General features: G+C 65.1%; 23 protein-coding genes. 12 read left to right on the plus strand and 11 right to left on the minus strand.

All coding sequences use genetic code 11. The annotated features are described in order from the left end of the window. Window positions 1-297: 297 nt before the first annotated feature. Window positions 298-537 carry a DUF4082 domain-containing protein gene (locus BN1233_RS14195; protein WP_046864219.1) on the plus strand — a complete coding sequence of 80 codons (240 nt, stop codon included), beginning with the start codon at window positions 298-300 and terminating at the stop codon, window positions 535-537. A 202-nt stretch (window positions 538-739) separates the two neighbouring features. Here BN1233_RS14195 and BN1233_RS14200 read toward each other — a convergent pair whose 3' ends face one another. The 3 genes from BN1233_RS14200 to dapB form a co-directional block, all read right to left on the minus strand. Further along, a complete protein-coding gene (locus BN1233_RS14200; RefSeq protein ID WP_046864220.1) occupies window positions 740-2416 on the minus strand; it encodes a thiamine pyrophosphate-binding protein in 1677 nt (558 codons plus the stop codon). Window positions 2417-2510: 94 nt separating this feature from the next. Beyond that, window positions 2511-3695 carry a CaiB/BaiF CoA transferase family protein gene (locus BN1233_RS14205; protein WP_046864221.1) on the minus strand — a complete coding sequence of 395 codons (1185 nt, stop codon included), beginning with the start codon at window positions 3693-3695 and terminating at the stop codon, window positions 2511-2513. Further along, window positions 3692-4501, minus strand: coding sequence for a 4-hydroxy-tetrahydrodipicolinate reductase (dapB, locus tag BN1233_RS14210; RefSeq protein ID WP_046864564.1), 810 nt, complete (start codon window positions 4499-4501; stop codon window positions 3692-3694). Before dapB ends, BN1233_RS14205 begins: the two co-directional genes overlap by 4 nt. 272 nt (window positions 4502-4773) lie before the next feature. Between dapB and purU the strand changes: the two genes are divergently transcribed. Further along, window positions 4774-5637: a formyltetrahydrofolate deformylase gene (purU, locus tag BN1233_RS14215; protein WP_046864222.1), complete on the plus strand. Its 864-nt coding sequence runs from the start codon at window positions 4774-4776 to the stop codon at window positions 5635-5637. A 257-nt stretch (window positions 5638-5894) separates the two neighbouring features. Here purU and BN1233_RS14220 read toward each other — a convergent pair whose 3' ends face one another. Together BN1233_RS14220 and amaB are read right to left on the minus strand one after the other, a co-directional pair. Further along, window positions 5895-7112, minus strand: coding sequence for an acyl-CoA dehydrogenase (locus BN1233_RS14220; RefSeq protein ID WP_046864223.1), 1218 nt, complete (start codon window positions 7110-7112; stop codon window positions 5895-5897). Between the two features lie 48 nt (window positions 7113-7160). Further along, window positions 7161-8720, minus strand: coding sequence for an L-piperidine-6-carboxylate dehydrogenase (gene amaB, locus BN1233_RS14225; RefSeq protein ID WP_046864224.1), 1560 nt, complete (start codon window positions 8718-8720; stop codon window positions 7161-7163). Window positions 8721-8988: 268 nt separating this feature from the next. On the opposite strand from amaB, the gene BN1233_RS14230 reads away from it, so the two are divergent. Then, window positions 8989-10191, plus strand: a complete 1203-nt coding sequence (locus BN1233_RS14230; RefSeq protein WP_046864225.1) for an NAD(P)/FAD-dependent oxidoreductase — start codon at window positions 8989-8991, stop codon at window positions 10189-10191. Window positions 10192-10228: 37 nt separating this feature from the next. Here the strand turns inward: BN1233_RS14230 and BN1233_RS14235 are convergent, their stop codons facing one another. Then, window positions 10229-10867: a hypothetical protein gene (locus BN1233_RS14235; RefSeq protein WP_046864226.1), complete on the minus strand. Its 639-nt coding sequence runs from the start codon at window positions 10865-10867 to the stop codon at window positions 10229-10231. Window positions 10868-11095: 228 nt separating this feature from the next. Between BN1233_RS14235 and ugpB the strand changes: the two genes are divergently transcribed. From ugpB to BN1233_RS14255, 4 genes are all read left to right on the plus strand, one after another. Next, a complete protein-coding gene (ugpB, locus tag BN1233_RS14240; protein ID WP_046864227.1) occupies window positions 11096-12415 on the plus strand; it encodes a sn-glycerol-3-phosphate ABC transporter substrate-binding protein UgpB in 1320 nt (439 codons plus the stop codon). A 102-nt stretch (window positions 12416-12517) separates the two neighbouring features. After that, window positions 12518-13399 carry a sn-glycerol-3-phosphate ABC transporter permease UgpA gene (gene ugpA / locus BN1233_RS14245; RefSeq protein WP_046864228.1) on the plus strand — a complete coding sequence of 294 codons (882 nt, stop codon included), beginning with the start codon at window positions 12518-12520 and terminating at the stop codon, window positions 13397-13399. A gap of 61 nt (window positions 13400-13460) precedes the next feature. After that, on the plus strand, window positions 13461-14309 hold the full coding sequence (gene ugpE, locus BN1233_RS14250; protein ID WP_046864229.1) for a sn-glycerol-3-phosphate ABC transporter permease UgpE: 849 nt from the start codon (window positions 13461-13463) through the stop codon (window positions 14307-14309). A gap of 28 nt (window positions 14310-14337) precedes the next feature. Then, on the plus strand, window positions 14338-15408 hold the full coding sequence (locus tag BN1233_RS14255; protein WP_046864230.1) for a sn-glycerol-3-phosphate import ATP-binding protein UgpC: 1071 nt from the start codon (window positions 14338-14340) through the stop codon (window positions 15406-15408). Window positions 15409-15717: 309 nt separating this feature from the next. On the opposite strand, the gene BN1233_RS14260 is transcribed toward BN1233_RS14255, so the two are convergent. Then, a complete protein-coding gene (locus tag BN1233_RS14260) occupies window positions 15718-16956 on the minus strand; it encodes an allantoate amidohydrolase (RefSeq protein WP_046864231.1) in 1239 nt (412 codons plus the stop codon). Between the two features lie 93 nt (window positions 16957-17049). Beyond that, entirely contained in the window at window positions 17050-19668 is a 2619-nt protein-coding gene (clpB, locus tag BN1233_RS14265) for an ATP-dependent chaperone ClpB (RefSeq protein WP_046864232.1), read from the minus strand. Between the two features lie 351 nt (window positions 19669-20019). On the opposite strand from clpB, the gene BN1233_RS14275 reads away from it, so the two are divergent. From BN1233_RS14275 to BN1233_RS14295, 5 genes are all read left to right on the plus strand, one after another. Further along, on the plus strand, window positions 20020-20340 hold the full coding sequence (locus tag BN1233_RS14275) for a hypothetical protein (protein ID WP_046864234.1): 321 nt from the start codon (window positions 20020-20022) through the stop codon (window positions 20338-20340). 3 nt (window positions 20341-20343) lie between these two features. Further along, window positions 20344-20613 (plus strand): hypothetical protein, encoded by a 270-nt coding sequence (locus BN1233_RS14280; protein WP_046864235.1) that lies wholly within the window; start codon window positions 20344-20346, stop codon window positions 20611-20613. Between the two features lie 84 nt (window positions 20614-20697). After that, on the plus strand, window positions 20698-21486 hold the full coding sequence (locus tag BN1233_RS14285) for an MOSC domain-containing protein (RefSeq protein ID WP_046864236.1): 789 nt from the start codon (window positions 20698-20700) through the stop codon (window positions 21484-21486). Window positions 21487-21654: 168 nt separating this feature from the next. After that, a complete protein-coding gene (locus BN1233_RS42905) occupies window positions 21655-22413 on the plus strand; it encodes a hypothetical protein (protein ID WP_048709184.1) in 759 nt (252 codons plus the stop codon). A gap of 15 nt (window positions 22414-22428) precedes the next feature. Next, window positions 22429-23628: a thermonuclease family protein gene (locus BN1233_RS14295; RefSeq protein WP_046864237.1), complete on the plus strand. Its 1200-nt coding sequence runs from the start codon at window positions 22429-22431 to the stop codon at window positions 23626-23628. A gap of 165 nt (window positions 23629-23793) precedes the next feature. Here the strand turns inward: BN1233_RS14295 and BN1233_RS14300 are convergent, their stop codons facing one another. From BN1233_RS14300 to prfA, 3 genes are all read right to left on the minus strand, one after another. Then, a complete protein-coding gene (locus tag BN1233_RS14300; RefSeq protein ID WP_048709186.1) occupies window positions 23794-24612 on the minus strand; it encodes a DUF4167 domain-containing protein in 819 nt (272 codons plus the stop codon). Between the two features lie 378 nt (window positions 24613-24990). Beyond that, the gene (gene prmC, locus BN1233_RS14305; RefSeq protein ID WP_046864239.1) at window positions 24991-25836 is read right to left on the minus strand and encodes a peptide chain release factor N(5)-glutamine methyltransferase; all 846 of its coding nucleotides are present in this window, start codon (window positions 25834-25836) and stop codon (window positions 24991-24993) included. Between the two features lie 44 nt (window positions 25837-25880). Beyond that, the gene (gene prfA / locus BN1233_RS14310; RefSeq protein ID WP_046864240.1) at window positions 25881-26966 is read right to left on the minus strand and encodes a peptide chain release factor 1; all 1086 of its coding nucleotides are present in this window, start codon (window positions 26964-26966) and stop codon (window positions 25881-25883) included. Window positions 26967-26985 lie beyond the last annotated feature (19 nt).

Below are 26985 nucleotides of genomic sequence, written 5' to 3' on the forward strand. Positions count from 1 at the left end.
CGATAATTCCCCGATCGGCGATCCTGGGTTACGTCTTTTGGGGATTTGCAGGGCGCCCAAGGAGCGCCACTCCAACGGACTAAGCTTTGCTGGATCAAGGGGAATCAAGTCGTTCAGGGCGCTGGAACATGGCCAGCTGATAGCTGTACCGGCCTCTCCCATTCCACTTATCAGAGGATGAATTGTACCTACGGCTGAATTGACCCTCCGGTGCCCAACATGAATCGTTAGCGATTTAGCGCCGGGTGCATGCTGCGTCAGATGCGGCTTCCGGTAATCACGATTTTGAGGCCTCGTATGGGGGCCTCTAAGGGCGCCACAATTGCGAAGCCCAGTCATGACGGCTTCTATTCAGCAGATGCGGACTACTTCCAAACGAGCGGTGTGGGGAACGGTCCGATCAGAGCCCTGTCGAGCCAGGAGGCAGGTGGGAACGGTGTATATGCCTATGGCACTACGAGTTGGTTCCCAGGCTCCTCATACCGGTCTTCCAACTACCGGGTGGATGTGGTGTTTGCCGACACCCTGACGACCTAAACAGGGGTGCCGCCCGTAAAGGATTCGGCGACGACCTGAGTTCAGCCGGAGGCAAGTTTCTGAAAGCGACAGCAAACGAGGCGATGCTCTGGATCAGGACCCGCCAAAGCTGGTTTTCGCTCTTGGCCATTGGGCAATCCTTGGCCGTCGGCGTTGCCAGGGCTGCGCCAGCCTCATTGTGCTGCCACCGAGGTGAACGGTATCAGCTGCCCGCCAATGCCTTTTCGCGGATCGCCGTGAGCGTCGTCGTCGGGGTGATCGCCTCGGAGTCGATCAGGCAATGCAGGACCGCCGGTTTGCCGGATTGCAGCGCCCGCTCGAGGGCCGGCGCGAAGTCCTCCGTGCACTCGACGCGCTCGCCATGTCCTCCGAAGGCGCGCGCATAGGCGGCGAAGTCGGGATTTTTCAGGTTCGTGGCCGAGATCCGGCCCGGATAGTGCCGCTCCTGGTGCATGCGGATCGTGCCGTACATGCCGTTGTCGACGACGATGATCAGGACCGGCAGGTCGTATTGTACGGCCGTTGCCAATTCCTGCCCGTTCATCAGGAAGTCGCCGTCGCCTGCCATGCAGAGGACGGTCGCTGACGGACGCAGGCGCTTGGCCCCCACGGCGGCGGGCACGCCGTAGCCCATAGATCCCGAGGTCGGCGCGAGCTGGGTGCCATAGGCCCGGAAGGGCCAGAACCGGTGGATCCAGGTCGCAAAGTTCCCGGCGCCGTTGCAGACGATCGTGTCGGCGGGCAGCACGGCGCGCAGATGCGCCATCACCTCGGCCATCTGCACGGAGCCCGGATTCCGGATCGGGCCCGGATCGCTCCAGGCGACGTACTGCGCATGCGCGGCCTCGCTCTCTCCCTGCCAGCCGATTGTGCCGGGCGGCTGCACGCCTTCGAGCGCCGTGGAGAAAGCGGTCGGAGAGGCGTTGATCGCGAGATGCGGGCGGTAGACCCGGCCGAGCTCGTCCGGATCCGGGTAAACATGGACGAGCGTCTGGCGCGGCGCGGGGATGCCGAGGAGCGTATAGCTCTGGCTCGGGATCTCCGAGAGCCGGCCGCCGACGAGCAGCACGAGATCCGAGGACTTGAGGCGCTCCAGGAGCTTCGGATTGATGCCGAGCCCGAGATCTCCGGCATAACAGGGATGATCTGCGGGAAAGAGCATCTGCCGCCGGAAGCTGCAGACGACCGGGAGAGCAAAGCGCTCGGCAAAGCGCGCGAAGCGCTCCGCAGCGGCAGCAGACCAGCGTGAGCCTCCGAGGATGGTGATTGGTGCTTTCGCGGCCCAAAGGAGCTTTTGCAGCTCCGCCATCTGGCCGAGCGAGGGATGCGTCTCGATGGGCTCGAAAGGAGGCGCATCAGGGACAGCCGCCTCATCGGTGAGCGTATCCTCCGGCAGGGCGATCACGACCGGCCCGGGCCGTCCGCTCGTCGCGACGTGAAAGGCGCGCGACACGAGTTCCGGAATGCGTGCGGGGTCGTCGATCTCCGTCACCCATTTCGCGATGCTTCCGAATACTGCGCGATAGTCGAGTTCCTGGAAGGCCTCCCGCTCGCGCATGCCGCGCTCGACCTGCCCGACGAACAGGATCATCGGAGTCGAATCCTGCCGGGCGATATGCAGGCCCGGCGAGGCGTTGGTCGCGCCGGGGCCGCGCGTCACGAAGCAGATGCCGGGCCGCCCTGTCAGCTTGCCGGCCGCCTCGGCCATCATGGCCGCGCCGCCCTCCTGCCGGCAGACGGTCACTGCGATCGAGGCATCGTGGAGCGCGTCGAGGACGGCGAGATAGCTTTCGCCGGGGACGCAGAAGATGTTGTCGACGCCATGGGCGAGAAGCTGGTCCACGAGGATCCGGCCGCCGTTTCGCGATTGGGTCGTCATCGTAGTCGCAAGGCTCCTTTACCCGTCTGCTGGGGGACTCGCGGTTCCGGGTTCGAAGCCTTTCATCGCCCGGCCTGCGCGGAATGTCACGAGGCTATGGAATGCCTGACCCGCCCCAGGCAGGATCGCTCAGGACCTCCGCGTCGTGCTGCCCGAGCTGCGGCGGCGGCCGGTCGGACACGAGAGGCTGCCCGTCCAGCATGAAGGGCGAGCGGACCGAGGGAACTGCGCCGCCGCGCACATGGGGCGCGGGGAGATCGACGCGCATGCCGCGGGCGACGACCTGCGGGTCGGCGAAGACATCCGCGACATCGTTGATGGGACCGCCCGGCACGCCCTCGCGCTCGAGCGCGGCGAGCAGATCCTCGCGAGTCGTCTCCCGGGTGCGCGCCGTCAGGAGCGCGATCAACTCCTCCCGGTGGCGGATCCGTTCGCGGTTCGAGCCGAAGCGCGGATCCGTCGCGAGTTCCGCGACCCCGAGGATGCGCACGAAGCGTGCAAATTGCGCGTCATTCCCGACCGCGACGATCACGTGTCCATCCGAGACCGGGAACACCTGATAGGGCACGAGATTCGGATGCGCGTTGCCCATCCGGTGCGGGACCTTGCCGGACACGAGATAGTTCATCGCCTGGTTGGCGAGCACGCTCGTCTGCACGTCGAACAGGGCCATGTCGATATGGGCGCCGACGCCAGTCTCGTCGCGGCGGCGCAAGGCAGCGAGGATCGCGACCGACGAATAGACGCCCGTGAAAATGTCCGCGAAGGCGACGCCGGGCTTCTGGGGCTCGCCGTCCGGCTCGCCCGTCAGGTCCATGATCCCGCCCATGCCCTGGATGATGAAATCGTAGCCCGCACGTGGGGCGTAGGGGCCCGTCTGGCCGAAGCCGGTGATCGAGCAATAGACGAGGCGCGGATTGATCTCGCGCAGGCTCTCGTAATCGAGCCCGTATTTCCGCAAGCCGCCGAGCTTGAAGTTCTCGATCAGGATATCGGCATGGGCTGCGAGGCGCCGCACCAGTGCCTGCCCTTCGGGCGTCTCGAAATCCGCCGCGACGGACCGCTTGCCGCGGTTGCAGCTGTGGAAGTAGGCCGCCGAGAGATCTTCGCCGTCGGCTCCGTCGACGAAGGGCGGGCCCCAGGCGCGGGTGTCGTCGCCCGCGCCGGCGCGCTCGACCTTGACGACATCGGCGCCGAGATCCGCGAGCGTCTGCCCGACCCAAGGACCGGCGAGAATCCGGGCGAGTTCGAGAACCTTGAGACCGGCCAGAGGTTTCATGGATCCATCACCGCATCGAGGCCCCTCTTGAGGCCGACAAGAGAGCCGACACGCCGCGCCGCGAGCAGCGTCCCGGCGACGTAGGGTGCCGCGGATGCGCCCGCATCATGGCGGATCGTCAGCCGCTCGTTGTCCGCCCCGAGCACGACCTCGCAGGACAGGACGAAGGACGGCATCCGAAGCGAATGAACCTGGACCGGTCGTGGCGCGCCGATGGCGCCGCCGCGGGTCTCGCGAACCCCGGTGAGTTCGGCAACTGGCTTTGAGGTTGCAGGCTGGCGCGTGTTGCCGAGCAGTTCCGCGAGCTCGCGCGCCGTTCCGGAGGGCGTATCGGCCTTCGCGGGCGACGCGTAGTCGATGATCTCGACATCCGGCACGTAGCGCGCCGCCTCCACGGCGAAGCGGCGCAGGAGCGTCGCGGTGATCGAGAAGTTCCCGGCCGCGAGAACGCCGCGCCCGGTCTCGCGCGCGCGGGCGTCGATCTCCGCGTAATCATCGGCCGAGAGGCCCGAGGTGCCGATCACGACGTGCCGACCGGCCGTCAGGGCCGCAATCGTGTGACCCTTCACGACCTGCGGCTTGGTGTAGTCGATGACGACGTCCCCGGGTTGCCCGAGCGCCTCTTCGAGCGTCGCCGAGATCGTCACGCCGAGCGGATCGATTCCGGCCGCCTCGCCGGCGTCGCGCCCAGCGGCGGAGCGACTCACGGCGCCCGCCAGTTCGAGATCCTCGGCCTTGGCGATCGCCTCGACGAGCGCCCGTCCGACCCATCCGGTCGCGCCGGCCAGAATGATGCGCAGAGGCATGATGAGTTCTCCGATCAGTTCATGGGGGCCGAGCAACAGCGCGGGAGTGATGAATGACCGCCGCATGAGGCTATGGCAAGTGTCTCTGCCGGATTCTGCGCTGGCGTGAAGCGGCCGAGTCGCTCAGTGAGCCGCGCCAATCCGGACCAGGCGGATTTACTCGGCAACACGCTCCAAAGCTGATAGGTCCGCCGCGCGGCGCCGCAGGCGCCCGCTCATATCGAGTATTCCTCCACTCTTGCCTGAAACAGCGTCGACCCGACGCAAGAAGCATGATCGACCCAACATACGTCCTCACCCTGTCCTGTCCCAACCGTCCCGGCATCGTCGCCGCGGTCTCGACCTGCCTGTTCGAGGCGGATTGCAATATCCTTGATGCCCAGCAATTCGACGATACCGAAACCGGCTTGTTCTTCATGCGAGTGGTCTTTAATCCGCTCGCAGAAGCCAGTGATCCCGAGACCATTCGGGCGCGTCTCGCTGCCGTCGCGGATCGGTTTGGCATCACCTGGGCTTTGCGCAACCGTGCGCAGCGCCGCCGCGTCATGCTGCTCGCTTCCAAATTCGACCATTGCCTGGCGGATCTGCTCTATCGTTGGCGCACCAGCGAACTCGCCTTCGACGTGAGCGGGATCGTCTCGAACCATCCGCGCGAGACATACGCCCATCTCTTATTCGATGGCCTGCCGTTTCATCACCTGCCCGTCACGAAAGCGACGAAGCTCGAACAGGAAACGAAGCTTTGGGAACTCGTGCGCGATACCAGCACCGAGCTCGTCGTTCTCGCACGCTACATGCAGGTTCTCTCGGACGGGTTGGCGGCGAAGATGAACGGCTGGTGCATCAACATCCACCATTCGTTCCTGCCGGGCTTCAAGGGCGCGAAGCCCTACCACCAGGCCCATGAGCGCGGCGTGAAGCTGATCGGCGCGACCGCGCACTACGTCACGTCTGATCTCGATGAGGGGCCGATCATCGAGCAGGACGTCGAGCGCATAAGCCATCGCGACACGCCCGAGGATCTCGTGCGCAAGGGACGTGACATCGAACGCCGCGTCCTCGCCCGCGCCGTGAGGCATCACCTCGAAGACCGTGTCATCCTCAACGGCCGTAAGACGGTGGTGTTCACGGATTGAGTTTGAAGAAAGTCTTGGTGTGACTGCAGAAATTGCAGCCGTGTAATTTTACTGCGTCATGCCAGATGTCGGCGCTGCCACCCTCACCCGGCTGCTTGGCAGCCGACCTCTCCCGTCAAGGGAGAGGTGAAGCGGCGGCCGCTCGCACATCACCTCTCCCCCGGAGGGAGAGGTCGCCGCCCAAAAGGGCGGCGGGTAAGGGGGAAACACTACACTGCATGACAACAGCTCTCACCCGAGCAGTGCGCTTTACGCTCTCAAAAAAACGCCTGAATGCCGGTCTGCGCGCGGCCCAGGATGAGTGCGTGCACGTCGTGCGTGCCCTCGTAGGTGTTCACAGTCTCGAGGTTCTGGGCATGGCGCATGACGTGGTATTCCTCCTGGATGCCGTTGCCGCCATGCATGTCGCGGGCGACACGGGCGATGTCGAGCGCCTTGCCGCAGTTGTTGCGCTTGACGAGCGAGATCATCTCCGGCGTGGCGCGGCCCTCATCGAATAGGCGCCCGACGCGCAACGAACCCTGCAGGCCGAGTGCGATCTCGGTCTGCATGTCGGCGAGCTTCTTCTGTACGAGCTGTGTCGCCGCAAGCGGCCGGTTGAACTGCTTGCGCTCGAGCGTGTACTGCCGCGCCCGATGCCAGCAGTCCTCGGCGGCGCCCATGGCGCCCCAGGAGATGCCGTAGCGGGCGCGGTTGAGACAGCCGAACGGCCCTTTGAGGCCCGAAACATTCGGAAGGAGGGCCTCCTCGCCGACCTCGACACCGTCCATCACGATCTCGCCGGTGATCGAGGCGCGCAGCGAGAGCTTGCCGCCGATCTTTGGGGCGGAGAGGCCTTTCATGCCCTTCTCGAGCACGAAGCCGCGGATCTGGTTGTCGTGCGCCTCTGACTTTGCCCAGACCACGAACACGTCGGCGATCGGCGCGTTCGAGATCCACATCTTGGTTCCGGACACCCGGTAGCCGCCGTCGATGCGCTTCGCGACCGTTTTCATGCCCGCCGGATCGGAGCCGGCATCCGGCTCGGTCAGGCCGAAGCACCCGACCCACTCGCCGGTCGCGAGCTTCGGGAGGTACCTCTTGCGCTGGCTCTCGTCGCCATAGGCGTGGATCGGATACATCACGAGCGAGGATTGCACGCTCATCATCGAGCGATAGCCGGAGTCGACCCGCTCGACCTCCCGGGCCACGACGCCGTAGGCCACATAGGAGGCACCGGCGCAGCCATATTCCTCCGGAATCGTGATCCCGAGCAGCCCGAGCTCGCCCATCTCGTTGAAGATCGCGCGGTCGGTCTTCTCCTCGCGGTAGGCCTCGATCACGCGGGGAAGCAGCTTCTCCTGCGCGTATTGCCGGGCCGTGTCGCGGATCATGCGCTCGTCATCGAGAAGCTGGTCCTCGAGAAGGAATGGATCGTCCCACACGAAGGAGGCCGACGTTCCGGACGCCTTCTTCAAACTCGGTTTCGCTGTCATCTCACATATCCCGTCGGGTTTGAGGTCACCGGACAATTCTTCAGCGGACTAGCCTTCCACGTCGAAGCGCACGCCCTGGGCGAGCGGCAGGCTGGTGCCGTAATTGATTGTGTTCGTGGCGCGCCGCATATAGGCCTTCCAGGCGTCCGAGCCGGCCTCGCGGCCGCCGCCCGTCTCCTTCTCGCCGCCGAACGCGCCGCCGATTTCCGCGCCGGACGGTCCGATATTCACGTTGGCGATGCCGCAATCGGATCCCGCAACTGAGATGAAGGCTTCCGCCTCGCGCATGTCGAGCGTGAAGATCGAGGAGGAGAGCCCCGCTCCGACGGCATTGTGTGCGGCGATCGCCTCATCGAACGACCGGTAGCGCATCACCCAAAGGATCGGCGCGAAGGTCTCGCGCAGCACGGGGCCGATCTGGTCCGGCATCTCGACGAGAGCTGGCCGGGCGTAGAACGCCTCCGGTTGGCCCTTGATCTCGATGCGCCCGCCGCCATGGACGGTTCCTCCGGCCGCGCGCGCCTCGTCGAGGGCGCGCTCCATGCCCGTGGAGGCAGCGCCGTCGATCAGCGGCCCGACCAGCGTTCCCTCCTCGCGGGGATCCCCGATCTGCACGGTCTCGTAGACGCGCTTCAGACGCGGCACGAGGGCGTCGTAGATGCTCTCGTGAACGAACAGGCGGCGCAGGGTCGTGCAGCGTTGGCCTGCGGTGCCGATCGCCGCGAAGGCGATGGCTCTGAGCGCGATGTCGAGATCCGCGGATGGAGCCACGATAGCGGCGTTGTTGCCGCCGAGCTCGAGAATTGCGCGCGCAAAGCGCTGGGCGAGGCGTGGGCCGACCTGCCGGCCCATCGCGGTCGAGCCCGTTGCCGAGACCACCGGCACGCGGTCATCCTCGACGAGCGCCTCGCCGAGGTCGCGTCCGCCAATCAGGACCTCGTGCAATCCATCCGGGATGCCGCCGAACCGCGCAGCGGCCCGCTGCACGATGGCCTGCGTAGCGAGCGCCGTGAGCGGTGTCTTCTCCGAGGGCTTCCAGACGACCGGATCGCCGCACACGAAGGCGAGCGCCGCGTTCCAGGACCAGACGGCCACGGGAAAATTGAAGGCGGTGATCACGCCGCAGGGGCCAAGCGGATGCCAGGTCTCCATCATGCGATGATCCGGACGCTCGGTGGCGATCGTCAGACCGAAGAGCTGGCGGGAGAGACCGACCGCGTAGTCGCAGATATCGATCATCTCCTGGACCTCGCCGAGGCCCTCGGAAAGAATCTTGCCGGCCTCGAGCGTGACGAGCCGGCCGAGATCCTCCTTGGCGGCCCGCAACTCCTCACCCAGGAGGCGCACGAATTCACCGCGCCGGGGCGCCGGGACCGCGCGCCATGCCAGGAAGGCCTGTCGGGCACGGCCGATCGCCTCCCGGGCCCCCTCGACGCTCGTCTCGTTGAGGCGGGCGATCACTTCGCCGGTGATCGGGGAGCGGGCCGAAAGGCCGGATGACGCGAAGGCGGAGTCGGGAACGCCGAGGCGCGCCAGGATGGCGAGCGCCTCCTCGGATACGGACTGTGCCTCGGGTGGGCGGCGAAGGGCTTGGTTTGGTGTCGCCATGGTCCGGACCTCCTGTCGGGACGGGATATCGTGCGCCTCTCTTAATCAGGCAGGAACCACTGCGTCGAGGCTCATTGCTTGCGGGCGGCTCTGTTTGCGTTGCATGCGGAACGAAAAGACGACCTCACGCAGGGCAGGAGCGTCTTGAGCTCTCGCATCCTCGCGATTGGGCCGAACGATCTGTCGACAAGCGGGGCCATCAACGGGTAGACCGCCAGCCGACCGGTCCGATCCGACATGCCGGACGCCTCCACCCTCAGAGCACCTCATGATTGGCACCGTCCCGAATTCCGCCGATGTCGTGATCGTCGGCGGGGCTGCGATGGGTTCTTCGACGGCCTATCACCTTTTGAGCGATCCCGCCTTCACGGGCCGTGTCGTCGTCATCGAGAAGGATCCCACCTATCGCCTCTCGGCCTCGGCGCTCTCGGCGGCCTCGATCCGCCAGCAGTTCTCGACGCGAGTGAACATCGCGATCTCTCTCTATGGGATCTCGTTCCTGCGGAATATCCGCGACCATTTCACCGTCGATGGCGAGGCCCCGGACATCTCCCTTCAGGAGGGAGGCTATCTCTATTGCGCGACGTCGGCCGGAGCGACAATTCTAGAGGAAAACCAGAAGCTCCAGGCAGAGGCCGGGGCCGACATTGTCCTTCTTGATCCCGCGGGGCTGAAGGAGTGCTTTCCGTGGCTGCGTGTGGATGATCTCGCGGCAGGAAGCTTCGGGCGCTCGGGGGAGGGGTGGTTCGACGGCTGGGGTCTCCTGCAGGCCTTCCGTCGCAAGGCCCGTGCGCTCGGCGCCCAATACGTCACCGGAGAGGTCGTGCACTTGGAGCGCGACGGCTCTCGAATCTCTGCGGTTCGGCTTGCGGACGGAACGCGGATCGCGTGCGGGGCGCTGGTGAACTGTGCCGGATCCGGAGGGGCCCATCTCGCGGACCTTGCCGGGGTTCCGATCCCGGTCGCGCCGAAGCGGCGCTACGTCTTCACGTTCACGTGCCGCGAGCGCATCGCAAATTTCCCCATGCTGATCGACGTCTCCGGCGTCTATGTCCGCTCCGAGGGGGAGGGGTTCATCTGCGGCGTATCGCCAGCCACGGAAGCGGACCCGGACTGGCACGACGATGATCCGGCAAGCCAGGAGGTCGACCACTCGCTGTTCGAGGAGATCATCTGGCCGGCCCTGGCCCATAGGATTCCGGCCTTCGAGGCGATCCGGCCGGGGCGCGCCTGGGCGGGCCCCTACGATATGTGCCTCTTCGACCACAACGCGATCGTCGGGCCGACAGCCGTCCCGAATTTCTATCTCTGTAACGGCTTCTCGGGGCACGGGCTGCAGCAATCCCCGGCAGTCGGGCGCGGGTTGGCCGAACTCGTCGTCCACGGCCGTTATCGCACGCTGGATCTCACGGACCTGGGCTACGAGCGGCTTCTCGAAAACCGCCCGCTTCTCGAGCGGAACGTCATCTGAGGCGGTGCAGGATCAGGCCCGAACGCGATCGGGTTACCTATCCGCCTCCATAGATCCGGACGCGGCCGCGTCGCAGCAGCTCAAGGGCGCCGGGCGCTCCTGCCCGGGCATCGCCACGACGCTCTCCCGTACTGGTCGTGCTGCCATCGGCAGCATAAGGAGCCGCCCGTGAACCCGTCTGGAGATCCGACGTCCCGAGATCACTGCTGCCCTCGGTCAGGGTGCCCATGCCCGGCAACGCGGAGGCGTTCGTCATGCCGCCGAGGCTGCCGGCCGCCAGCCCTTCTCCGAGGGGCGCTCGGGTTCCTGCCTGCACGTCCGTCGCGGCCTGCTCCGTCGTCTCGTCCATCTGGACGGGGTCCAGGAGTTCCAGCACGTCCGCCGTCTTGTCGAGGATCGCGTCGTCCACCCGGACGGCCACGAGCGCGCGGCCCTGGGCGAGATGGGTCGCGAGCATCGAGCGCTCGTCATCCGGGATGGGGAGAGCATCTAGCGCCGCCCCGAGATCATCTCGCGTGGAGAGTTCACGGAATCCGGAGATCGACGAGATTTCCCGGTTCTGATCCACACCGATGATGGCGGCCCGGTCGGCCGGGATACCTGCTTCGAGAAGCGCTTGGAGCGCACGCTCGGCAGCAAAACGGTCCTTGAAAACGGCAGTGGCGATATGGGGCACGGCGGTCTCCCATCAGGCGGGAAAACGGCGATGGAAACCGGGTGTTCCAGCGCGCGCCGACACTTTGATCGGCCGAATATCCGGACCAGACGCGGGAGCGGCAACCATATTGGCCGTTCCTGCCTCCTCTGGCGTGGTGATCAGCAAAGTGTCATTGAAGTGTCACCCAACCGTCATGCTAGGATGGTCAGGAACGAGAACCCTTTGGGTCGCAACCGGGAGAAGCCCATGCTCAAGAAGTCTGTGCTGAGCGCGCTCGCGCTCGGCTTCGCCTCGACCACCGCTTCGGCGCAAACCGAGATCCAGTGGTGGCATGCCATGACCGGCGCCAACAACGACGTCGTCAACCGTCTGGCGGAGGAGTTCAACGCGAGCCAGAAGGACTTCAAGGTCGTCGCGACCTTCAAGGGCTCCTATGCCGAAACGATGAATGCCGGTATCGCGGCGTTTCGCGCCGGCAATGCTCCTCACATCATGCAGGTGATCGAGGTCGGCACGGCCACGATGATGGCGGCGAAGGGCGCCATCAAGCCCGTGCAGGATCTCATGAAGGAGGCCGGCGAGCCCTTCGACCCGAAGTCCTATCTCCCGGCAATCACCGGCTACTACTCGACGGCGAAGGGCGAGATGCTGTCGATGCCCTTCAACTCCTCGTCGATGGTCATGTGGTACAACAAGGACGCCCTGAAGAAGGCTGGCCTCGACCCCAATCAGCCTCCGAAGACCTGGCCGGACGTTTTCGACGCTGCGAAGAAACTGAAGGCCGCCGGCTACAACACGTGCGGCTTCACCACGGCCTGGTCGATCTGGGCCAATATCGAGCAGTTTTCCGCCTGGCACAACATTCCGATCTCGACCAAGGCGAACGGACTCGACGGGTTCGACACGGAACTCAAGATCAATTCGCCTCTACACGTAAAGCATCTGCAGAATCTCGTCGATCTGCAGAAGGACAAGACCTTCGACTATTCCGGTCGCACGAACACCAACGAGGGCCGCTTCACGTCCGGTGAATGCCCGATCATGCTGACGTCCTCCGCCTTCTACGGGAACGTGCGCGCGAACGCGAAGTTCGACTATGGCGCGGCACCGATGCCATATTATCCGGATGTGCCCGATGCGCCGCAGAACTCGATCATCGGCGGCGCATCCCTCTGGGTCATGGCCGGCAAGTCTCCGCAGGAATACAAGGGTGTTGCGAAGTTCCTGAGCTTCCTCTCCGATACGAGCCGGCAGGCCAGGCTCCATCAGGAATCGGGATATCTCCCGATCACCAAGGCCGCCTACGAGAAGACCAAGGCCGATGGCTTCTACGAGAAGAATCCGATTGTCGAGGTGCCGCTCAAGGAGCTGACCAATAAGGAGCCGACGGAGAATTCTCGCGGCTTACGGCTCGGCAACATGGTCCAGATGCGTGACGTGTGGGCCGAAGAGATGGAGGCGGCTTTGTCCGGCCAGAAGACCGCGAAGGCCGCCCTCGATGCCGCTGTCGAGCGCGGCAATCAAATGCTCCGCCAGTTCGAGCGCACCGCCGGCCGTACGAACTGATCCTGCCCCGGAGGCGATCACCGGTCGCCCCCGGTTTACGAAGAGCGGAGCGCAACGGGCGCTCCGCGCCTCCGCAAGGAGGGCTCTTTTTCGAACGTGTCCATGGAAAAACGCTCGGTCTTCGGCGGTCGCGCTCTGCCCTACGCGCTCCTGGCGCCGCAGATCGCCGTGACGCTGATCTTCTTCTACTGGCCTGCCTCGCAGGCGATCTGGCAATCCTTTCTCGTCGAGGATGCCTTCGGGCTCAGCACGGAATTCGTCTGGTTCGACAATTACCGGGACCTCTTCACGCGTCCGGACTATATTCGCGCCGTGGTGACGACGCTCGTCTTCTCGTCGGCCGTCACCTTCCTGTCGCTGTCGATCGCGCTCCTGCTCGCCACGCAGGCCGACAAGCAGATCCGTGGCGCGACGGCCTATCGAACCCTGCTGATCTGGCCCTATGCCGTCGCTCCGGCCGTTGCCGGCGTGCTCTGGGTGTTCATGTTCCAGCCCTCGCTGGGCATCATCTCACGCGGCATGCGCGACACGGGGTTCGACTGGAATCCGTTGCTCAACGGCAATCATGCCATGATCATGGTCGTGCTCGCGGCGGCATGGAAACAGATCTCGTATAATTTCCTGTTCTTTCTCGCCGGCCTGCAGGCGATCCCGAGAAGCGTCATCGAGGCCGCCGCGATCGACGGCGCTCGCCCGGTGCGGCGATTCTGGACAATTACGTTCCCGCTTCTCTCGCCGACGACGTTCTTCCTTCTCGTCGTCAATATCGTTTATGCCTTCTTCGATACTCTCGGAGTCATCGATACGATGACGAGCGGCGGGCCGAGCCAAGCCACCACCACTTTGGTCTATAAGGTCTATGCGGACGGCAAGCTCGGCGGCGACCTCGGCGGCTCCGCGGCGCAGTCGGTGATCCTGATGATCATCGTCATCGCCCTCACCGCCATCCAGTTTCGATATGTCGAGCGCAGGGTAACCTACTGATGGCGATCACGTCTTTTCGACCGGTGACCGAGCACCGCGCCATGCGCAAGGCACGAGCCTGATGGTCGAGCATCGGCGCTTCGGCAATCTGCTCCCGCACGTCGTTCTCCTGCTCGGTGTGCTCATTGTCGCATTCCCGGTCTATATGGCGGTGATCGGATCGACGCATGACACGACGACCATCGCGAACGGTCAGATGCCGCTCACGGCGGGGTCCCATCTTCTGGAAAACTATTCCCGCGCGCTGTTCGTCGGCGGCTCGCAGATGCGGACCGAGCCCGTCTGGGGGATGCTCTTCAACTCCTTCGTGATGGCGCTCGTGATCGCCGTCGGAAAGATCGCGATCTCGATCATCTCGGCCTATGCAGTCGTCTATTTCCGCTTCCCGTTCCGCATGACGGCATTCTGGGTGATCTTCATCACCCTCATGCTGCCCGTGGAAGTGCGCATCTACCCGACCTATGCGGTCGCATCTCAGCTCAACCTGCTCGACAGCTTCACGGGTCTGACGCTTCCGCTGATCGCATCGGCGACCGCGACGCTCCTGTTCCGCCAGTTCTTCATGACGATCCCGGCCGAGCTCGTGGAAGCCTCGCGCATCGACGGGGCAGGTCCGATCCGGTTCTTCAAGGATACGGTCCTGCCGCTCTCCCGCACGAATATCGCGGCGCTCTTCGTGATCCTCTTCATCTATGGCTGGAACCAGTATCTCTGGCCGTTGCTGATCACGACGCGCGACGACATGCAGACGATCGTGATCGGCATCAAGAAGCTGATCGTCACGGCCGACGCACTCACGGACTGGCCGGTCGTCATGGCGACGTCTGTGCTCGCGATGCTGCCGCCGATCCTAATCGTGGTCGTGATGCAGAAGCTTTTCGTGCGCGGGCTCGTCGAAACGGAAAAATAGGCTGCCAAGCCGGACAGGAGATTGAAGAATGGCGGGCGTCGCGCTCGACAAAGTGCGCAAGATTTACTCGGGTGGCGTCGAAGCCGTGAAAGGCGTTTCGCTCAATGTCGCCGATGGTTCCTTCTGCGTGCTCGTCGGCCCTTCGGGCTGCGGGAAATCGACTCTGCTCCGGATGGTCGCCGGGCTTGAGACCATCACCCAAGGCGAGGTCAGCATCGGCGGACGGGTGGTCAATGCCATCGAGCCGTCGGACCGGGACATCGCGATGGTGTTTCAGAACTATGCGCTCTATCCGCATATGAGCGTGTACGACAACATGGCCTATGGCCTGCGCAACCGGCGCACGCCGAAACCCGAGATCGATGCCCGCGTTCGCGAAGCCGCCAGGATCCTCGCGATCGAGCCGTTCCTGAAGCGCAAACCTCGCGAATTGTCAGGTGGGCAGCGGCAGCGGGTCGCCATGGGACGGGCGATTGTTCGCAAGCCACAGGTCTTCCTGTTCGACGAGCCGCTCTCGAATCTCGATGCGAAGCTGCGCGTTCAGATGCGAGTCGAGATCAAGCGGTTGCAGCGCTCCCTCGGGGTGACGTCGATCTATGTGACGCATGATCAAGTGGAGGCCATGACGCTCTCCGACCAGCTCGTCGTCATGAATGCCGGCGAGATCGAGCAGGTCGGCCTGCCGTCCGAGATCTACCGCCGCCCCGCAACCCGGTTCGTCGCAACTTTCATCGGCTCGCCGCCCATGAACATCCTGCCGGGGCGCGTCGAGGGTCCGGGCAGAATCTCGCTGGCGGGCGGCACGATCGCGGTGGAGGACATGAGGGAAGGGCTGCCGCCCGGGACGGCGGTCGATGTCGGCCTGCGCCCCGAGGATGTTCGCCCGGCTCCGGATGGATCGTTGAAGCTGACGGTCGATTTCGTCGAGGAGCTCGGCGCCACGCAGCTCTTCCATGGCCAGATGAGCGGTGCGGAATTCGTGCTGCAGAGCCAGACCGGGACCATTCCGGCCGATGCACGCGAGATCACCGCTGCAGTCGATCCCGCACAAGTGCACCTGTTCGACCCGGAGACGTCGAAACGTCTGGGGCGGGAGTGAAGGAAGAGGTGAGAGCAAGCACCGGATCCACTCCGTCTTTGCGAACGAAGTGAAGCAATCCAGTAGCGCATCGATCGAAGGGTAGATTGCTTCGCCTGCGGCTCGCAAGGACGAAGAGGCAGCGGAAAGGGTGGTGCATCGCGCCTTCGGCTCGCAATGACGGTGGTGGGTCTGGCGCTTCGTTCCGTATCCGGCAGTGCTCTTCCCGCTCTCACGCCCTCTCCGTCATTGCGAACGCAGTGAAGCAATCTACCCGTCGACGAATAGTTCGCCTCACCTACGGCTCGCAGTGACGGGTAGACGTTGCGTTCACCCAGCTATCATCCGCACAGACTCGATCAACGCACGCGCCGCGGCATCGGCATCCTCGACGGTGATGGACTCCGCGGGGTTGTGGCTGATCCCGCCCTTGCAGCGCACGAACAGCATCGCGGCCGGACAGAGGTGCGCCATCGCGACGGCATCATGTCCGGCGCCGGAGGCGAGATGGAGCGGCTCCTCGCCGATGGAACAGCACGCATTACCAAGAAGGGCAGCGAGGTGCGGGTCCATTGGGGTTGCCGGGGAGTCCATGGTGGGCTCGATGGCGAGCGTCACGCCCCGGCGTCGAGCGATGGCTTCGCACTCCTCGAGGATGGCCTTCACCATCTCGTCGCGCACGGCATCGTCGGGGGCCCGTGCGTCGAGCGTCCACCGCACTTCCGCGGGAATGACGTTGACGGCGCCGGGCTCGACACGCGCGGCGCCGACCGTTGCCACGGTCTCGGAATGGCGCGCTCCGATGCGCTCGACGACTGCGATCATCTCCGCCGCTGCGGCCAGAGCATCGCGCCGCATCGACATGGGCACCGTGCCGGCATGGCCAGCCTCTCCCGTCACCGCAAGGCGTGCTCGCGAGATGCCGTTGATCGCGGTGACGATCCCGAGAGCCCTGTCCTGCGCCTCGAGCAATGGACCTTGCTCGATGTGGACCTCCAGATAGCCTCGAACGCTGCCGGGTCTGCGCGCGAGCGCGTCGATGCCGCCCGGATCGCCTCCGAACGAGACGAGCGCCTCACGCAGGGTGATGCCGCCCGAGTCCTTTCCGTCCAGCCAGGCGGGATCATAGCGTCCGGCCAGTGCGTGCGAGGTGGACAGGTTCGTCGGAAAGCGGGCGTTCTCCTCGTCCCCGAAGGCGAGCACCTCGATCGGGCAGGACGGATCGAAGCCTTCTCTCCGAAGTTCCTCGACGGCAACGATCCCAAGGACGACGCCAAGCGTGCCGTCGAAGCGGCCCGCATCGACGACGGTGTCGATATGCGAGCCGATGATTACGCCGGGTTCATCGGGCCGCCGGCCATCCCAGCGCCCGGCGACCGAGCCCAGCGCGTCGATCTGCGCTGCGAGACCGGCCTCCTCGATCATCACGCATGTCGCTTCGGCTGCGCGCCGGTGAGCGAGGGAGAGATAGAGCCGGGTGAGCCGGCCCGGCTCGTCGGTATGCCGCGCGAGCTGCTCGAGAAGCTCCATCGTGCGGCGGCCGAGGCGAAGATCGGAAGAGGCGGGCATGCACCGACACTGCCGCGATGCGGCCTCGTCCTGCAAGAGGTGCCCATGCAAAACGGCCCGCCACGAAGGCGGGCCGTTTTGCACTGCTTGGGATTAGTTCAGCGCGACGCCGGCCGGCCGCTTCTCGGTCGACGCGACGATGTCCCCGATCATCAGGCCGCCAGGTCCGAGGCGGACCGGCACCGTCTCGCCATCCTTGATCTCGCCGGCGAGGATGGCCTCGGCGAGCGGATCCTGGACGTTCTTCTGGATCACGCGCTTGAGCGGGCGTGCGCCGTAGGCGGGATCGTAACCCTTCTCGGCCAGCCAGGCGCGAGCCTCCGGATCCAGTTCGAGCCTGATCTTGCGCTCGTCGAGGAGCTTCTGCAGGCGTGCGATCTGGATATCGACGATCGCGCCCATCTCCGACCGCTTGAGGCGGTGGAACAGTATGATCTCGTCGACACGGTTCAGGAATTCCGGCCGGAAGTGGGAGCGCACCACACCCATGACCTCGTCCCGCACCGCATCCGAATCCTGGCCTTCCGGCTGGTTCACGAGATACTCGGCGCCGAGATTGGAGGTCATGACGATCAGCGTGTTCCGGAAGTCGACCGTCCGGCCCTGGCCGTCCGTCAACCGTCCGTCGTCGAGCACCTGAAGGAGCACGTTGAAGACGTCGTGGTGCGCCTTCTCGATCTCGTCGAACAGAATCACCTGATAGGGCCGCCGGCGGACCGCTTCGGTCAGCGCACCGCCTTCCTCATAGCCGACATAGCCAGGAGGCGCGCCGATGAGCCGGGCCACCGAATGCTTCTCCATGTATTCCGACATGTCGATGCGGATTAGCGCCGACTCGTCGTCGAACAGGAACGCAGCCAGCGCCTTCGTGAGCTCCGTCTTGCCGACGCCTGTCGGGCCTAAGAACATGAATGAGCCGATCGGCCGGTTCGGGTCCTGCAGGCCGGCGCGCGCCCGGCGCACCGCCGTGGAGACGGCCTCGACAGCCTCGCGCTGGCCGACGACACGCTTGCCGAGCGCCTCCTCCATCTTGAGAAGCTTCTCGCGCTCGCCCTCGAGCATCTTGTCGACGGGCACGCCCGTCCAGCGCGAGACGACCTGTGCGACGTGATTGGGCGTCACGGCCTCTTCCATGAGGCTGCCGGCATTGGCCGAGTCCTCGATCTCGGCGACCTCCTTCTCGAGTCCCGGGATGATCCCATAGGCGAGTTCGCCGGCGCGCTGGTACTGGCCCTGGCGCTGCGCGATGGCGAGTTCGGTGCGGGCATCGTCGAGCTGCTTCTTGATCTCGGCAGCCCGTCCGAGCTTGTCCTTTTCGCTCTTCCACCGTGTCGTGATCGCCGCTGAGCGTTCCTCGAGCTCGGCGAGCTCGCGCTCGAGACGGACCAGCCGATCCTGTGATGCGGCGTCGGTCTCCTTCTTCAGGGCCTCGGCCTCGATCTTCAGGCGCACGATCTCGCGGTCGATGGTGTCGAGCTCCTCGGGCTTCGAGTCCACCTGCATGCGCAGGCGCGAGGCCGCCTCGTCGACGAGATCGATTGCCTTGTCGGGCAGAAACCGGTCCGTGATGTAGCGGTTCGAGAGCGTGGCCGCGGCAACGAGCGCCGAATCGGTGATCCGCACCCCGTGATGCTGCTCGTACTTTTCCTTGAGGCCGCGCAGGATCGAGACCGTGTCTTCCACGCTCGGCTCGCCCACGAAGACCGGCTGGAAGCGCCGAGCGAGCGCCGCGTCCTTCTCGACATGCTTGCGGTATTCGTCGAGCGTCGTCGCGCCGACGCAGTGCAATTCACCACGGGCGAGAGCCGGCTTGAGGAGGTTCGACGCATCCATCGCGCCGTCCGCCTTTCCGGCCCCGACGAGCGTGTGCATCTCATCGATGAACAGGATGATGCCACCTTCAGCCGCCGTGACTTCCTGCAGGACGGATTTCAGCCGCTCCTCGAACTCGCCGCGATATTTCGCGCCGGCGATCAGCGCGCCCATGTCGAGCGCGAGCAATTGCTTGTCGCGCAAGGACTCCGGCACGTCGCCGTTGACGATCCGCAGCGCCAGGCCCTCGACGATCGCCGTCTTGCCGACGCCGGGCTCGCCGATCAGGACAGGGTTGTTCTTCGTGCGGCGCGACAGCACCTGAATGGTGCGCCGGATCTCCTCGTCACGGCCGATGACCGGATCGAGCTTGCCCTCGCGCGCAGCTTCGGTGAGATCGCGGGCGTATTTCTTCAGTGCGTCGTAGGCGTTCTCGGCGGTGGGATTGTCGGCAGTGCGGCCCTTGCGCAGGCTGTTGATCGCCTCGTTGAGAGCCTGCGGCGTGACGCCGGCCTGAGCGAGAATCCGGCCCGCCTCGCTGGTCTTGTCGAGCGCCAGGGCGAGCAGCATCCGCTCGACCGTGACGTAGGAATCGCCGGCCTTCTGGGCAGCCTGCTCGGCAGCATCGAAGAAGCGCATGAGATCGCGCGTCGCCTGCGGTTGCGCGGCCGCTCCGGACACTTTCGGTTGCTTCGAGAGCCAGAGATCGATGCCCGTGCGAGCCTCTCCGGAGCGTCCGCCTGCGCGATCGATGAGACCGGCGCAGAGGCCCTCGGGGTCATCGAGAAGGGCCTTGAGAATGTGGCCCGGCGCGAATTGCGGGTGGCCTTCGCGCATTGCGATCGTCTGAGCCGCCTGCACGAAGCCACGCGCCCGTTCAGTGTACTTTTCAAAATCCATGGATCACCCTTTCCGGCAGACGATGTCCTCATCGAGGCCCATCGGCACCGTCAGCTGTTCGGACCTCGTGACGAGCATCCGTAACGCTAAGGTGGTGTTGCCGTTCGGCCACAACAAGGGCCCGTTGCACCCGCTTCCGCCTCTCGCCATGAGGCGCAGGCACGCTGGCGGCCATGGAGATGGTGCGCCCGAGGCGAGCCGCAACCTGCAGGCGAAGAGCTAGCGGCAGCCCAGCCGGCTTGGCCTCCGCCATGCACGAGCACGTGGGGCGATTACTCCTTCCATGGGTCTCGCGCGTCGCGGAACCGTGGATGCTCGCCGGCATTGACCCGGACTACCCGGGAGGTCGGCATGGCACCCAAAGATCCTCGATCGGAAGCCGAGAAAGCGCGCGCCGATCTCGCACGCAATGCGGAGCTCGGGCTCTCCGTGCCCGAAAGTCCGCTCGAGCAGAAACCCTCGGTAACGCCCCGAACTTTCGGGGACACGACGGAAGCCGCACGCGTACGGTCCGGCACCGATCTCGGAGTCGAAGCAGGAGGCGCCTCGCCGCCGCATGGCGGTAGTTCACAGTCTCCGGCCGATGCGGAGCAGGTCTCGACAGGTCGTAACAGCACGGCTTCGGCAAACAGCCCCGTCTCGTCCTCCCGGACACCGCAAAGAAAGGAGTGACCCATGGTCCTGGCGAATTTTCTGGCTCGCCTCAATCCGAATCGCCGTAAGGCGGAGCGCGCTCGTGCCGAGTTGAAGGAGAACGCCGAGAAGGCTCTGCGCATGAAGCAGGAGAGCGGAGTCGGTGCAAAAATCCCGGAACACCAGACTTCCCACGAGGGAATGCGCCGAGATTCGACAATGGCGGAGTTCGATCGCAACTCCGGGCGAGAAGCCGGGTTCACGCCGCAACTTAAACGCAGCAAGGTTGCGCGTTCAGGTGATGCCTCCTGAGGCAGCGCGGCATTTTTCTTCTGGAATCTTTGCTTTTCGAGGAGGACACGTTCTCGGCGCGAAAATTTGCGGTATGGGTCACGGATGCGCGTGACATCTCTCTATCGTTATCCCATCAAGGGCCTGTCTCCCGAGCGCCTCGACAGGCTGACACTTTCGCCCGGCGAATATGTGCCGGGCGATCGCCTTTATGCGATCGAGAACGGTCCATCGGGCTACGACGGCGATTGGCCGGATCAGCCTGCAAAAATCCGCTTTCTCATGCTCATGCGGCAGGAGCGTCTTGCCGAGCTCGACACGCGCTGGGACGAGGCGAGCGGCATCCTCACCATACGGCATCGCGGCGAGACGACAGCATCAGGAGATCTGCGAACCCCGGAGGGCAGGGCGGTGATCGCGCGCTTCTTCGAGGCCTTCATGGGTGAAGAGATGCGGGGGCCTGCGCGAATCCTGGAAGCCCCGAGTGGGCGGCGCTTCACCGATGCCCGCGACGGCCACGTTTCGATCATCAACCTCGCGAGCGTCAGGGCCCTCGAGGAGAAGCTGGGCGTCCGTGTCGATCCACTGCGATTTCGCGGCAATATCCATCTCGAGGGTCTCGCCCCATTCGCGGAATTCGACCTGCTCGGTCGGGTTCTGGCCGGCCCGGACGGCCTTCGGCTGAAGGTTCAGCGCAGGATCCAGCGTTGCGCTGCGACGAATGTCGATCTGGCCACGGGACATCGCGACCTGCAGATTCCGCGAACCATCACCGAGACCTATGGCCATGCGGATTGCGGCGTCTACGCGAGGGTCCTCACTGGCGGAGCGATCCGGGTCGGCGAGAGCTTTCGTGAGGAGGAGCCCCGTCAGGCAAGTCTGAGCTTCGCCTGAGCCTCGCGGGTAAGTTGCGCCGCAGCTCCATCTCTCACCTGTTGAGCCTAGGCGACGAACGGAACCGCTCTCCGGACGTTTCCGCCAGGGGTGCCGATGCATTCTGTTGTGACCTTGAACATTGCCATCGCGCGTTAGGTTGAAGGAGGAAGAGCGCTGGAGGTTGGAATGCGGGATCGCTGGCGAGCATTGTGCGGTGCTGCGATCATTGCAGGCTTCGCATCGCTGCCGCAGGCCCTGGCCCAGGAGGGGCGGGTCTGGGTCGATCCACCGAGCAATCTCGGCGAACTCCCTCTACCGCCTGTCGAGAAAACCAAGCCACCCGAGAATGCTGCTCCGGAGCTGCAGGCCGCATCAGCCCTGCCGCCGCTACCGCCGCCGCGGCCCGAGGATTCAGGTCTCCAGGCCGATTCAGCCTCCGCCGAGGGGGGGCAAATGGGAACCGGATCGGTTCCCCGCCGTCGTCCGGAACTCCCAGCCGCTATCACCGATCTGTCTGTGCTCGAGGAAACGGCCCGGCAGTTTGCGATCGATTATCTTGCCTTCTGGTCCTCGAAAGAGGTGTCCATCAGGGACGCGGTCCCGGCCTTCTATGCTCCTCGGGTGGAATATTACGGGCGCACGATGAACTCATCTGCACTCATCCGCGAGAAGACCCGCTTCGCACGTCGCTGGCCAGATCGCGAATACAGCACTCGGCCGGAAAGCATTCAGGTTCATTGCGACCCTGCGGATCGTTCCTGCGCCGTGCATTCGCTGTTCGACTTCAGGGCCGAGAACAAGAGGCGGCGGCGAAAGTCGGAAGGGAGGGGCGTCCTTGAACTCGTCATCACCTTTGAACAGGGCCGGCCGCAGATCACGTCGGAGAACGGTCTCGTCCAGACCAGCCGCCGCGAAGCGCGCAGGCGTCCGGCCGCGTTCGACTAACCCGCGGGTGTAATCATGAGCCAGGAGCGGGATGCCGTCCGAAATCTGATCCGCGAAGAGGTCACCCGCGCAGGCCCGATCGAGGAGGCCAAGGGCGCCCTCGAGCTGATCATCGAATCCTCGCTCCGATGGTCTCGGAACGAGGATGGGCTGGTGATCACGGTCGTGAGCCGGACAGGTGAACCACGCTTCGTGCAAAGGGATGGTCACGAGTCGGCCATGTCGATCCACGACCTCGTGGCGGAGTTGAGAACCCTGCATCCCGGGCTCTTTCGCGTCGGCAACAGGCCGAACCAGGCTCCGGAGGCGCCCGGCCCGACAGGGCAGGTCGACGAGGCGGGGAGCGACGATAATCCTCTGCCTCCCGCCTCGCCCGACGAACGGGAAACCCCGCATACCGCATCCGCACAGCCTGAACGGGACGTCTGGTTTATCGGCACGGACGCGCTCGAAGAGGAATTCGACGAGGAGGATGATCTCGAACGCCGGCCCTTGACCCAGGTCGGTCGCAGGCTCGCCGGCAATATCGCGCGTCGACTGCCGATCCTGCGTGGGGCGGCACGAGAAGATGATGCGCCTGAGCAGTATCATCCAGCATCGCTCGCATCCTCCACTGAGCCGGATGCCGCGGAAGACGAGACTCCCCGAGGCTGGCGTGGATGGCGCCGGCCCGCCATCATCGCACCGGCCGCTCTCGGCCTTCTCGTAGCTGTAGGGCTCTCTGCCGCCGTTCTAATGTCCGGGCGAGGTGAGGCACCAGCTCCGTCAACGGTCGAGACCGCAGCGCCAGCATCACCCGATCCCGCCGCACAGCAGGAAACCGCCTCTGCGACAGGTGCAACGGCGACGACCGCTGCTCAGCAGGGAGGGGGAGGCGAGATCAGAGGCATTCCGCAGGTCCTCGACACGGCCGCCCTGTTCCTGAACGGGCGCGTGGTGCGGCTGTTCGGCGTCCAATGGGCAAAGGGAGCGGGCAGTCCAGACCAACTGACGCAATATCTCGCTGGGCGCGAAGTCTCCTGCACGCCTACCGGTTCAGCGGACCTCTACCGCTGCACCGTGGATGGACGGGATCTCTCGACGGTGGTCCTTTACAACGGCGGCGGGAGAACCACGGAACAGGCGACGCCCGATCTCAAGCTCGCGGAGGAGCATGCGCGGCGGATGCGGGTCGGCCTCTGGAACCAGCAGGAAGCTGGGCTACCGGCCCGATAAGATGGCCTTGGTCGCGTTGAAGGTCGGCAAGAGGCTGCCTGATGAAGACCGCGCCTCGGCCCGGAGGTCAAAACCTTCTTTGGCTGTCGCTGTGAATTCGGGTCGTCACATGACGCGATAAGGGGAGGGCAAGCCCTCCCCTTTTCAATTTTGAACTGATGAGTCCTACTCGGCAGCAGGCGGCTTCGCGCCCTCGGTCGCGAAATCCGGGGTCTCCGCTGCGCCTCCCTCCTCATCTGAGAAGCCCCGGCGCCGGCGCCGGGGCCGACGAGTCCGGAACTCTCCGTTGGCCTCCGCGGCACCGTTATCCGGTGAGGCGGCCTCGGCCGATTCGCCTTCGACGCTGACCGGTGCACGGAGCGGAGTGGTCAGGAAGGCCGGCAGTCCGGGCTGCTCGGCCGCAGCGGTATCATTGTTCTCCTCGCGACGCCGGTCGTGGCGGAACTCGCTGCGTGATTCGCCCTGGTTATCCGGGCGTTGCCGGCCTCCACGCGAGAACCGCTCGCGACGATCACCGCGCTCGCCGCGCTCGTTCCTGTCTCCACGATCGAAGCGTGGCTGACGCTCGGAATTATCCCGGGGCTCGAAACGCGGCGGGCGCTCGTTGGCCTCACGGGGTTCGAAGGGAAGCTGCGATTGCGGCTGCCCGTTGAATTCGGATTCCTCGCCGCCATTCGGGAAACCGGAGCGCTCGGGTGCAAAGCCACCCTCGTCCTCGCTCTCCTCCTCGAACGGCCGGTTCTGATACCCGAACTGCTCGCGAAGCTGCTCCTGGGCCGCTGCGATGATTCGGAAGTAATGCTCGGCGTGCTGGAAGTAGTTCTCGGCAGCCACCGGGTCTCCGCTTGCCTGCGCATCACGCGCGAGCTGGGAGTATTTCTCGGCAATGTGCTGAGCCGTCCCACGGATCTTCACATCCGGTCCGTTGGACTCGTAGCTCCGAGTCAGCGGATTGGGACCCTTGTTGCGGTTGCGCCCGCGCATCCGCCTGTTCTGTCCTGGTCTCATTTCTGGTCTATGACCCTCGCTGGTTCGTCAGCCCACGCGCTCTGAAGCCAATCCGCGGAACGGGCCTGCGCCCACCGTTCGCGTGGCGTTTCCGTCAGTTGTGCAACCGCGACTCAGGTCCCGGTCGTGCTTCAGTGTCGGGTTCGAATGGCCGCATGGGACTGCAAATGCCCCCGCCGACGCGGCTGATTTCGTTTGGTCCTACCGGCGCAGATTTTAGCCCCGATTCGCCGGTTCTCTTTTGGACCGGGACGATCTCGCCTGAAACCTAGCGGGTTCCGCGGTAGTCGCCAAGGGGGAATTTCACAGGATTACCCGTGATCAAGACCCTCCGGAAAGCACTCTGGCGGGCAATCATGCCCATTTCAGGGCGAGGCACCGCCGTATGCCGGATAGATCGTGAGCCACCTTGCACTTCGCAAGGCCCGAGGCACGAGAAAGCGCTTCGACAGCCTCTGCCTGATCGTAGCCGATCTCGAGCACGAGCAAACCCTCGGGTGCGAGGACATCGCCTGCGGACGCGAGAATCGAGCGATAGGCGGACAGCCCGTCGGGCCCGCCATCGAGGGCCGCGGACGGGTCGTGGTCGCGCACCTCCGCGGCCAAGGTCGGGATCACGGCGGACGCGATATAGGGCGGGTTCGAAACGACGAGATCGAATGGACCTCGCGCCGCGCTGGCCCAGTCTCCACACGCGAACAGGGCCCGGGGCGCGACATTGTTGTGCACCGCGTTCCGCCTCGCCGTGCGAAGGGCTCCTTCGGACAGATCGATGCCCAGGCCAACCGCTTCGGGCCGCTCGTGAAGCAGGGCGACCAGAAGGCAGCCGGTGCCCGTGCCGAGGTCGAGGATGCGCAGCGGTGCGGTGCGGCCGGGCAGAAGGCCGAGAGCCGTCTCCACGATCGTTTCCGTATCGGGCCGCGGGATGAGGGTCTCGGGAGACAGGGCAAAGCGAAGGCCCCAGAATTCCTGCTCGCCCAGGATTCGCGCGAGGGGCTCCCGCACGAGCCGGCGGCGCAGGAAACCCTCGAGCCGCTGCGCGCCATCCGGACCGAGATGGCGCTCCGGAAAGGCGGCCAGTTCGCTTGCGGAAATCCGGAGAGCCGCCTCGACGAGCCACCGTGCCTCGAGGGCAGGCGCATCCAGGCCGGCTTCGGTGAACAGCTTCCGGGTCAGAACGATGGCCTCCTGTCGGGTCATGGCCCCAGTCGGGGCGACCGGAGGCCCGCCTTCCGGACTCTGCGTCACGCTGCCTCGTCTTCGGCGAGGAGGGCTGCCTGGTGCTCGGTCACGAGGGCATCGACCAACTCGTCGAGCCCGGGGCCCGCAAGGACCTCCTCGAGCTTGTAGAGGGTGAGGTTGATCCGATGGTCGGTGACCCGTCCCTGCGGGAAGTTGTAGGTCCGGATCCGCTCCGAGCGGTCGCCGGACCCGACCTGGGATTTGCGGTCGGCTGCGCGGGCGGCGTCCTTCGCGGTCCGCTCGGCATCGAAGAGCCGCGCTCTCAGGAGAGCGAAGGCCCGGGCGCGGTTCTTGTGCTGGGACCGTTCGTCCTGCACGAGCACGACGATGCCGGTCGGGATATGCGTGATCCGCACGGCAGATTCCGTCTTGTTGACGTGCTGGCCGCCTGCGCCTCCGGAGCGCATCGTATCGATCCGGAGGTCCGCCTCGTTGATCTCGACGTCGACCTCTTCGGCCTCGGGGAGGACTGCCACCGTGGCGGCGGAGGTATGGATCCGCCCGGATGCTTCCGTCGCCGGCACGCGCTGGACCCGATGGGCCCCGCTCTCGAATTTGAGCCGCGCGAAGACGCCTCGCCCCCTGATCTCGGCAATGATTTCCCGGAAGCCTCCGACGGTGCCTTCGCTCTGGGAGATCACCTCGACGGTCCAGCCCTTCAGCTCCGCGTACCGCGAATACATCCGGAACAGGTCGCCGGCGAAGAGAGCGGCCTCGTCGCCGCCGGTCCCCGCCCGGATCTCGAGGATAGCGCTCTTCTCGTCCGCGGCATCCTTGGGGAGAAGCAGAAGACGCAGGGATTGAGCGGCCAGGTCACGCTCCTCCTCGGCCTGGGGCAGTTCCTCCTCGGCGAGGTTCCGCATTTCGGAGTCGGTCGCCGGATCCGATACGAGCGCCTCGATCCCGGCGAGGTTCTCCTCGGCCGCTCGGAAGCCACGGATCGCATCCACGATCGGCTCGAGTTCGGCGAGCTCCCGGGACAGGGCGACGAAGGATTCGGGGTCCGGGCCCGCATTGAGGGTTGCCATCACGATGTCGTGGCGGGCCAGGATGGCGTCGAGCCGTTCGATGGGCGGGGTGAAGGCCATGGTCACACCGGAAGATCGG

The organism is Microvirga massiliensis, from assembly GCF_001006805.1.
GTDB classification, from domain to species: Bacteria; Pseudomonadota; Alphaproteobacteria; order Rhizobiales; family Beijerinckiaceae; genus Microvirga; species Microvirga massiliensis.

Excerpts from the sequence above, each read along its gene's own strand:
- prmC (WP_046864239.1), bottom strand. The coding sequence starts at position 25,836 with ATGACCCGACAGGAGGCCATCGTTCTGACCCGGAAGCTGTTCACCGAA.
- amaB (WP_046864224.1), bottom strand. The coding sequence starts at position 8,720 with ATGGCGACACCAAACCAAGCCCTTCGCCGCCCACCCGAGGCACAGTCC.
- BN1233_RS14275 (WP_046864234.1), top strand. The coding sequence starts at position 20,020 with ATGGCACCCAAAGATCCTCGATCGGAAGCCGAGAAAGCGCGCGCCGAT.
- ugpB (WP_046864227.1), top strand. The coding sequence starts at position 11,096 with ATGCTCAAGAAGTCTGTGCTGAGCGCGCTCGCGCTCGGCTTCGCCTCG.
- clpB (WP_046864232.1), bottom strand. The coding sequence starts at position 19,668 with ATGGATTTTGAAAAGTACACTGAACGGGCGCGTGGCTTCGTGCAGGCG.
- BN1233_RS14285 (WP_046864236.1), top strand. The coding sequence starts at position 20,698 with ATGCGCGTGACATCTCTCTATCGTTATCCCATCAAGGGCCTGTCTCCC.
- BN1233_RS14295 (WP_046864237.1), top strand. The coding sequence starts at position 22,429 with ATGAGCCAGGAGCGGGATGCCGTCCGAAATCTGATCCGCGAAGAGGTC.
- BN1233_RS14200 (WP_046864220.1), bottom strand. The coding sequence starts at position 2,416 with ATGACGACCCAATCGCGAAACGGCGGCCGGATCCTCGTGGACCAGCTT.
- BN1233_RS14255 (WP_046864230.1), top strand. The coding sequence starts at position 14,338 with ATGGCGGGCGTCGCGCTCGACAAAGTGCGCAAGATTTACTCGGGTGGC.
- BN1233_RS14195 (WP_046864219.1), top strand. The coding sequence starts at position 298 with ATGGGGGCCTCTAAGGGCGCCACAATTGCGAAGCCCAGTCATGACGGC.
- purU (WP_046864222.1), top strand. The coding sequence starts at position 4,774 with ATGATCGACCCAACATACGTCCTCACCCTGTCCTGTCCCAACCGTCCC.
- ugpE (WP_046864229.1), top strand. The coding sequence starts at position 13,461 with ATGGTCGAGCATCGGCGCTTCGGCAATCTGCTCCCGCACGTCGTTCTC.
- prfA (WP_046864240.1), bottom strand. The coding sequence starts at position 26,966 with ATGGCCTTCACCCCGCCCATCGAACGGCTCGACGCCATCCTGGCCCGC.
- BN1233_RS42905 (WP_048709184.1), top strand. The coding sequence starts at position 21,655 with ATGCGGGATCGCTGGCGAGCATTGTGCGGTGCTGCGATCATTGCAGGC.
- BN1233_RS14260 (WP_046864231.1), bottom strand. The coding sequence starts at position 16,956 with ATGCCCGCCTCTTCCGATCTTCGCCTCGGCCGCCGCACGATGGAGCTT.
- dapB (WP_046864564.1), bottom strand. The coding sequence starts at position 4,501 with ATGCCTCTGCGCATCATTCTGGCCGGCGCGACCGGATGGGTCGGACGG.
- ugpA (WP_046864228.1), top strand. The coding sequence starts at position 12,518 with ATGGAAAAACGCTCGGTCTTCGGCGGTCGCGCTCTGCCCTACGCGCTC.
- BN1233_RS14230 (WP_046864225.1), top strand. The coding sequence starts at position 8,989 with ATGATTGGCACCGTCCCGAATTCCGCCGATGTCGTGATCGTCGGCGGG.
- BN1233_RS14300 (WP_048709186.1), bottom strand. The coding sequence starts at position 24,612 with ATGCGCGGGCGCAACCGCAACAAGGGTCCCAATCCGCTGACTCGGAGC.
- BN1233_RS14205 (WP_046864221.1), bottom strand. The coding sequence starts at position 3,695 with ATGAAACCTCTGGCCGGTCTCAAGGTTCTCGAACTCGCCCGGATTCTC.
- BN1233_RS14280 (WP_046864235.1), top strand. The coding sequence starts at position 20,344 with ATGGTCCTGGCGAATTTTCTGGCTCGCCTCAATCCGAATCGCCGTAAG.
- BN1233_RS14220 (WP_046864223.1), bottom strand. The coding sequence starts at position 7,112 with ATGACAGCGAAACCGAGTTTGAAGAAGGCGTCCGGAACGTCGGCCTCC.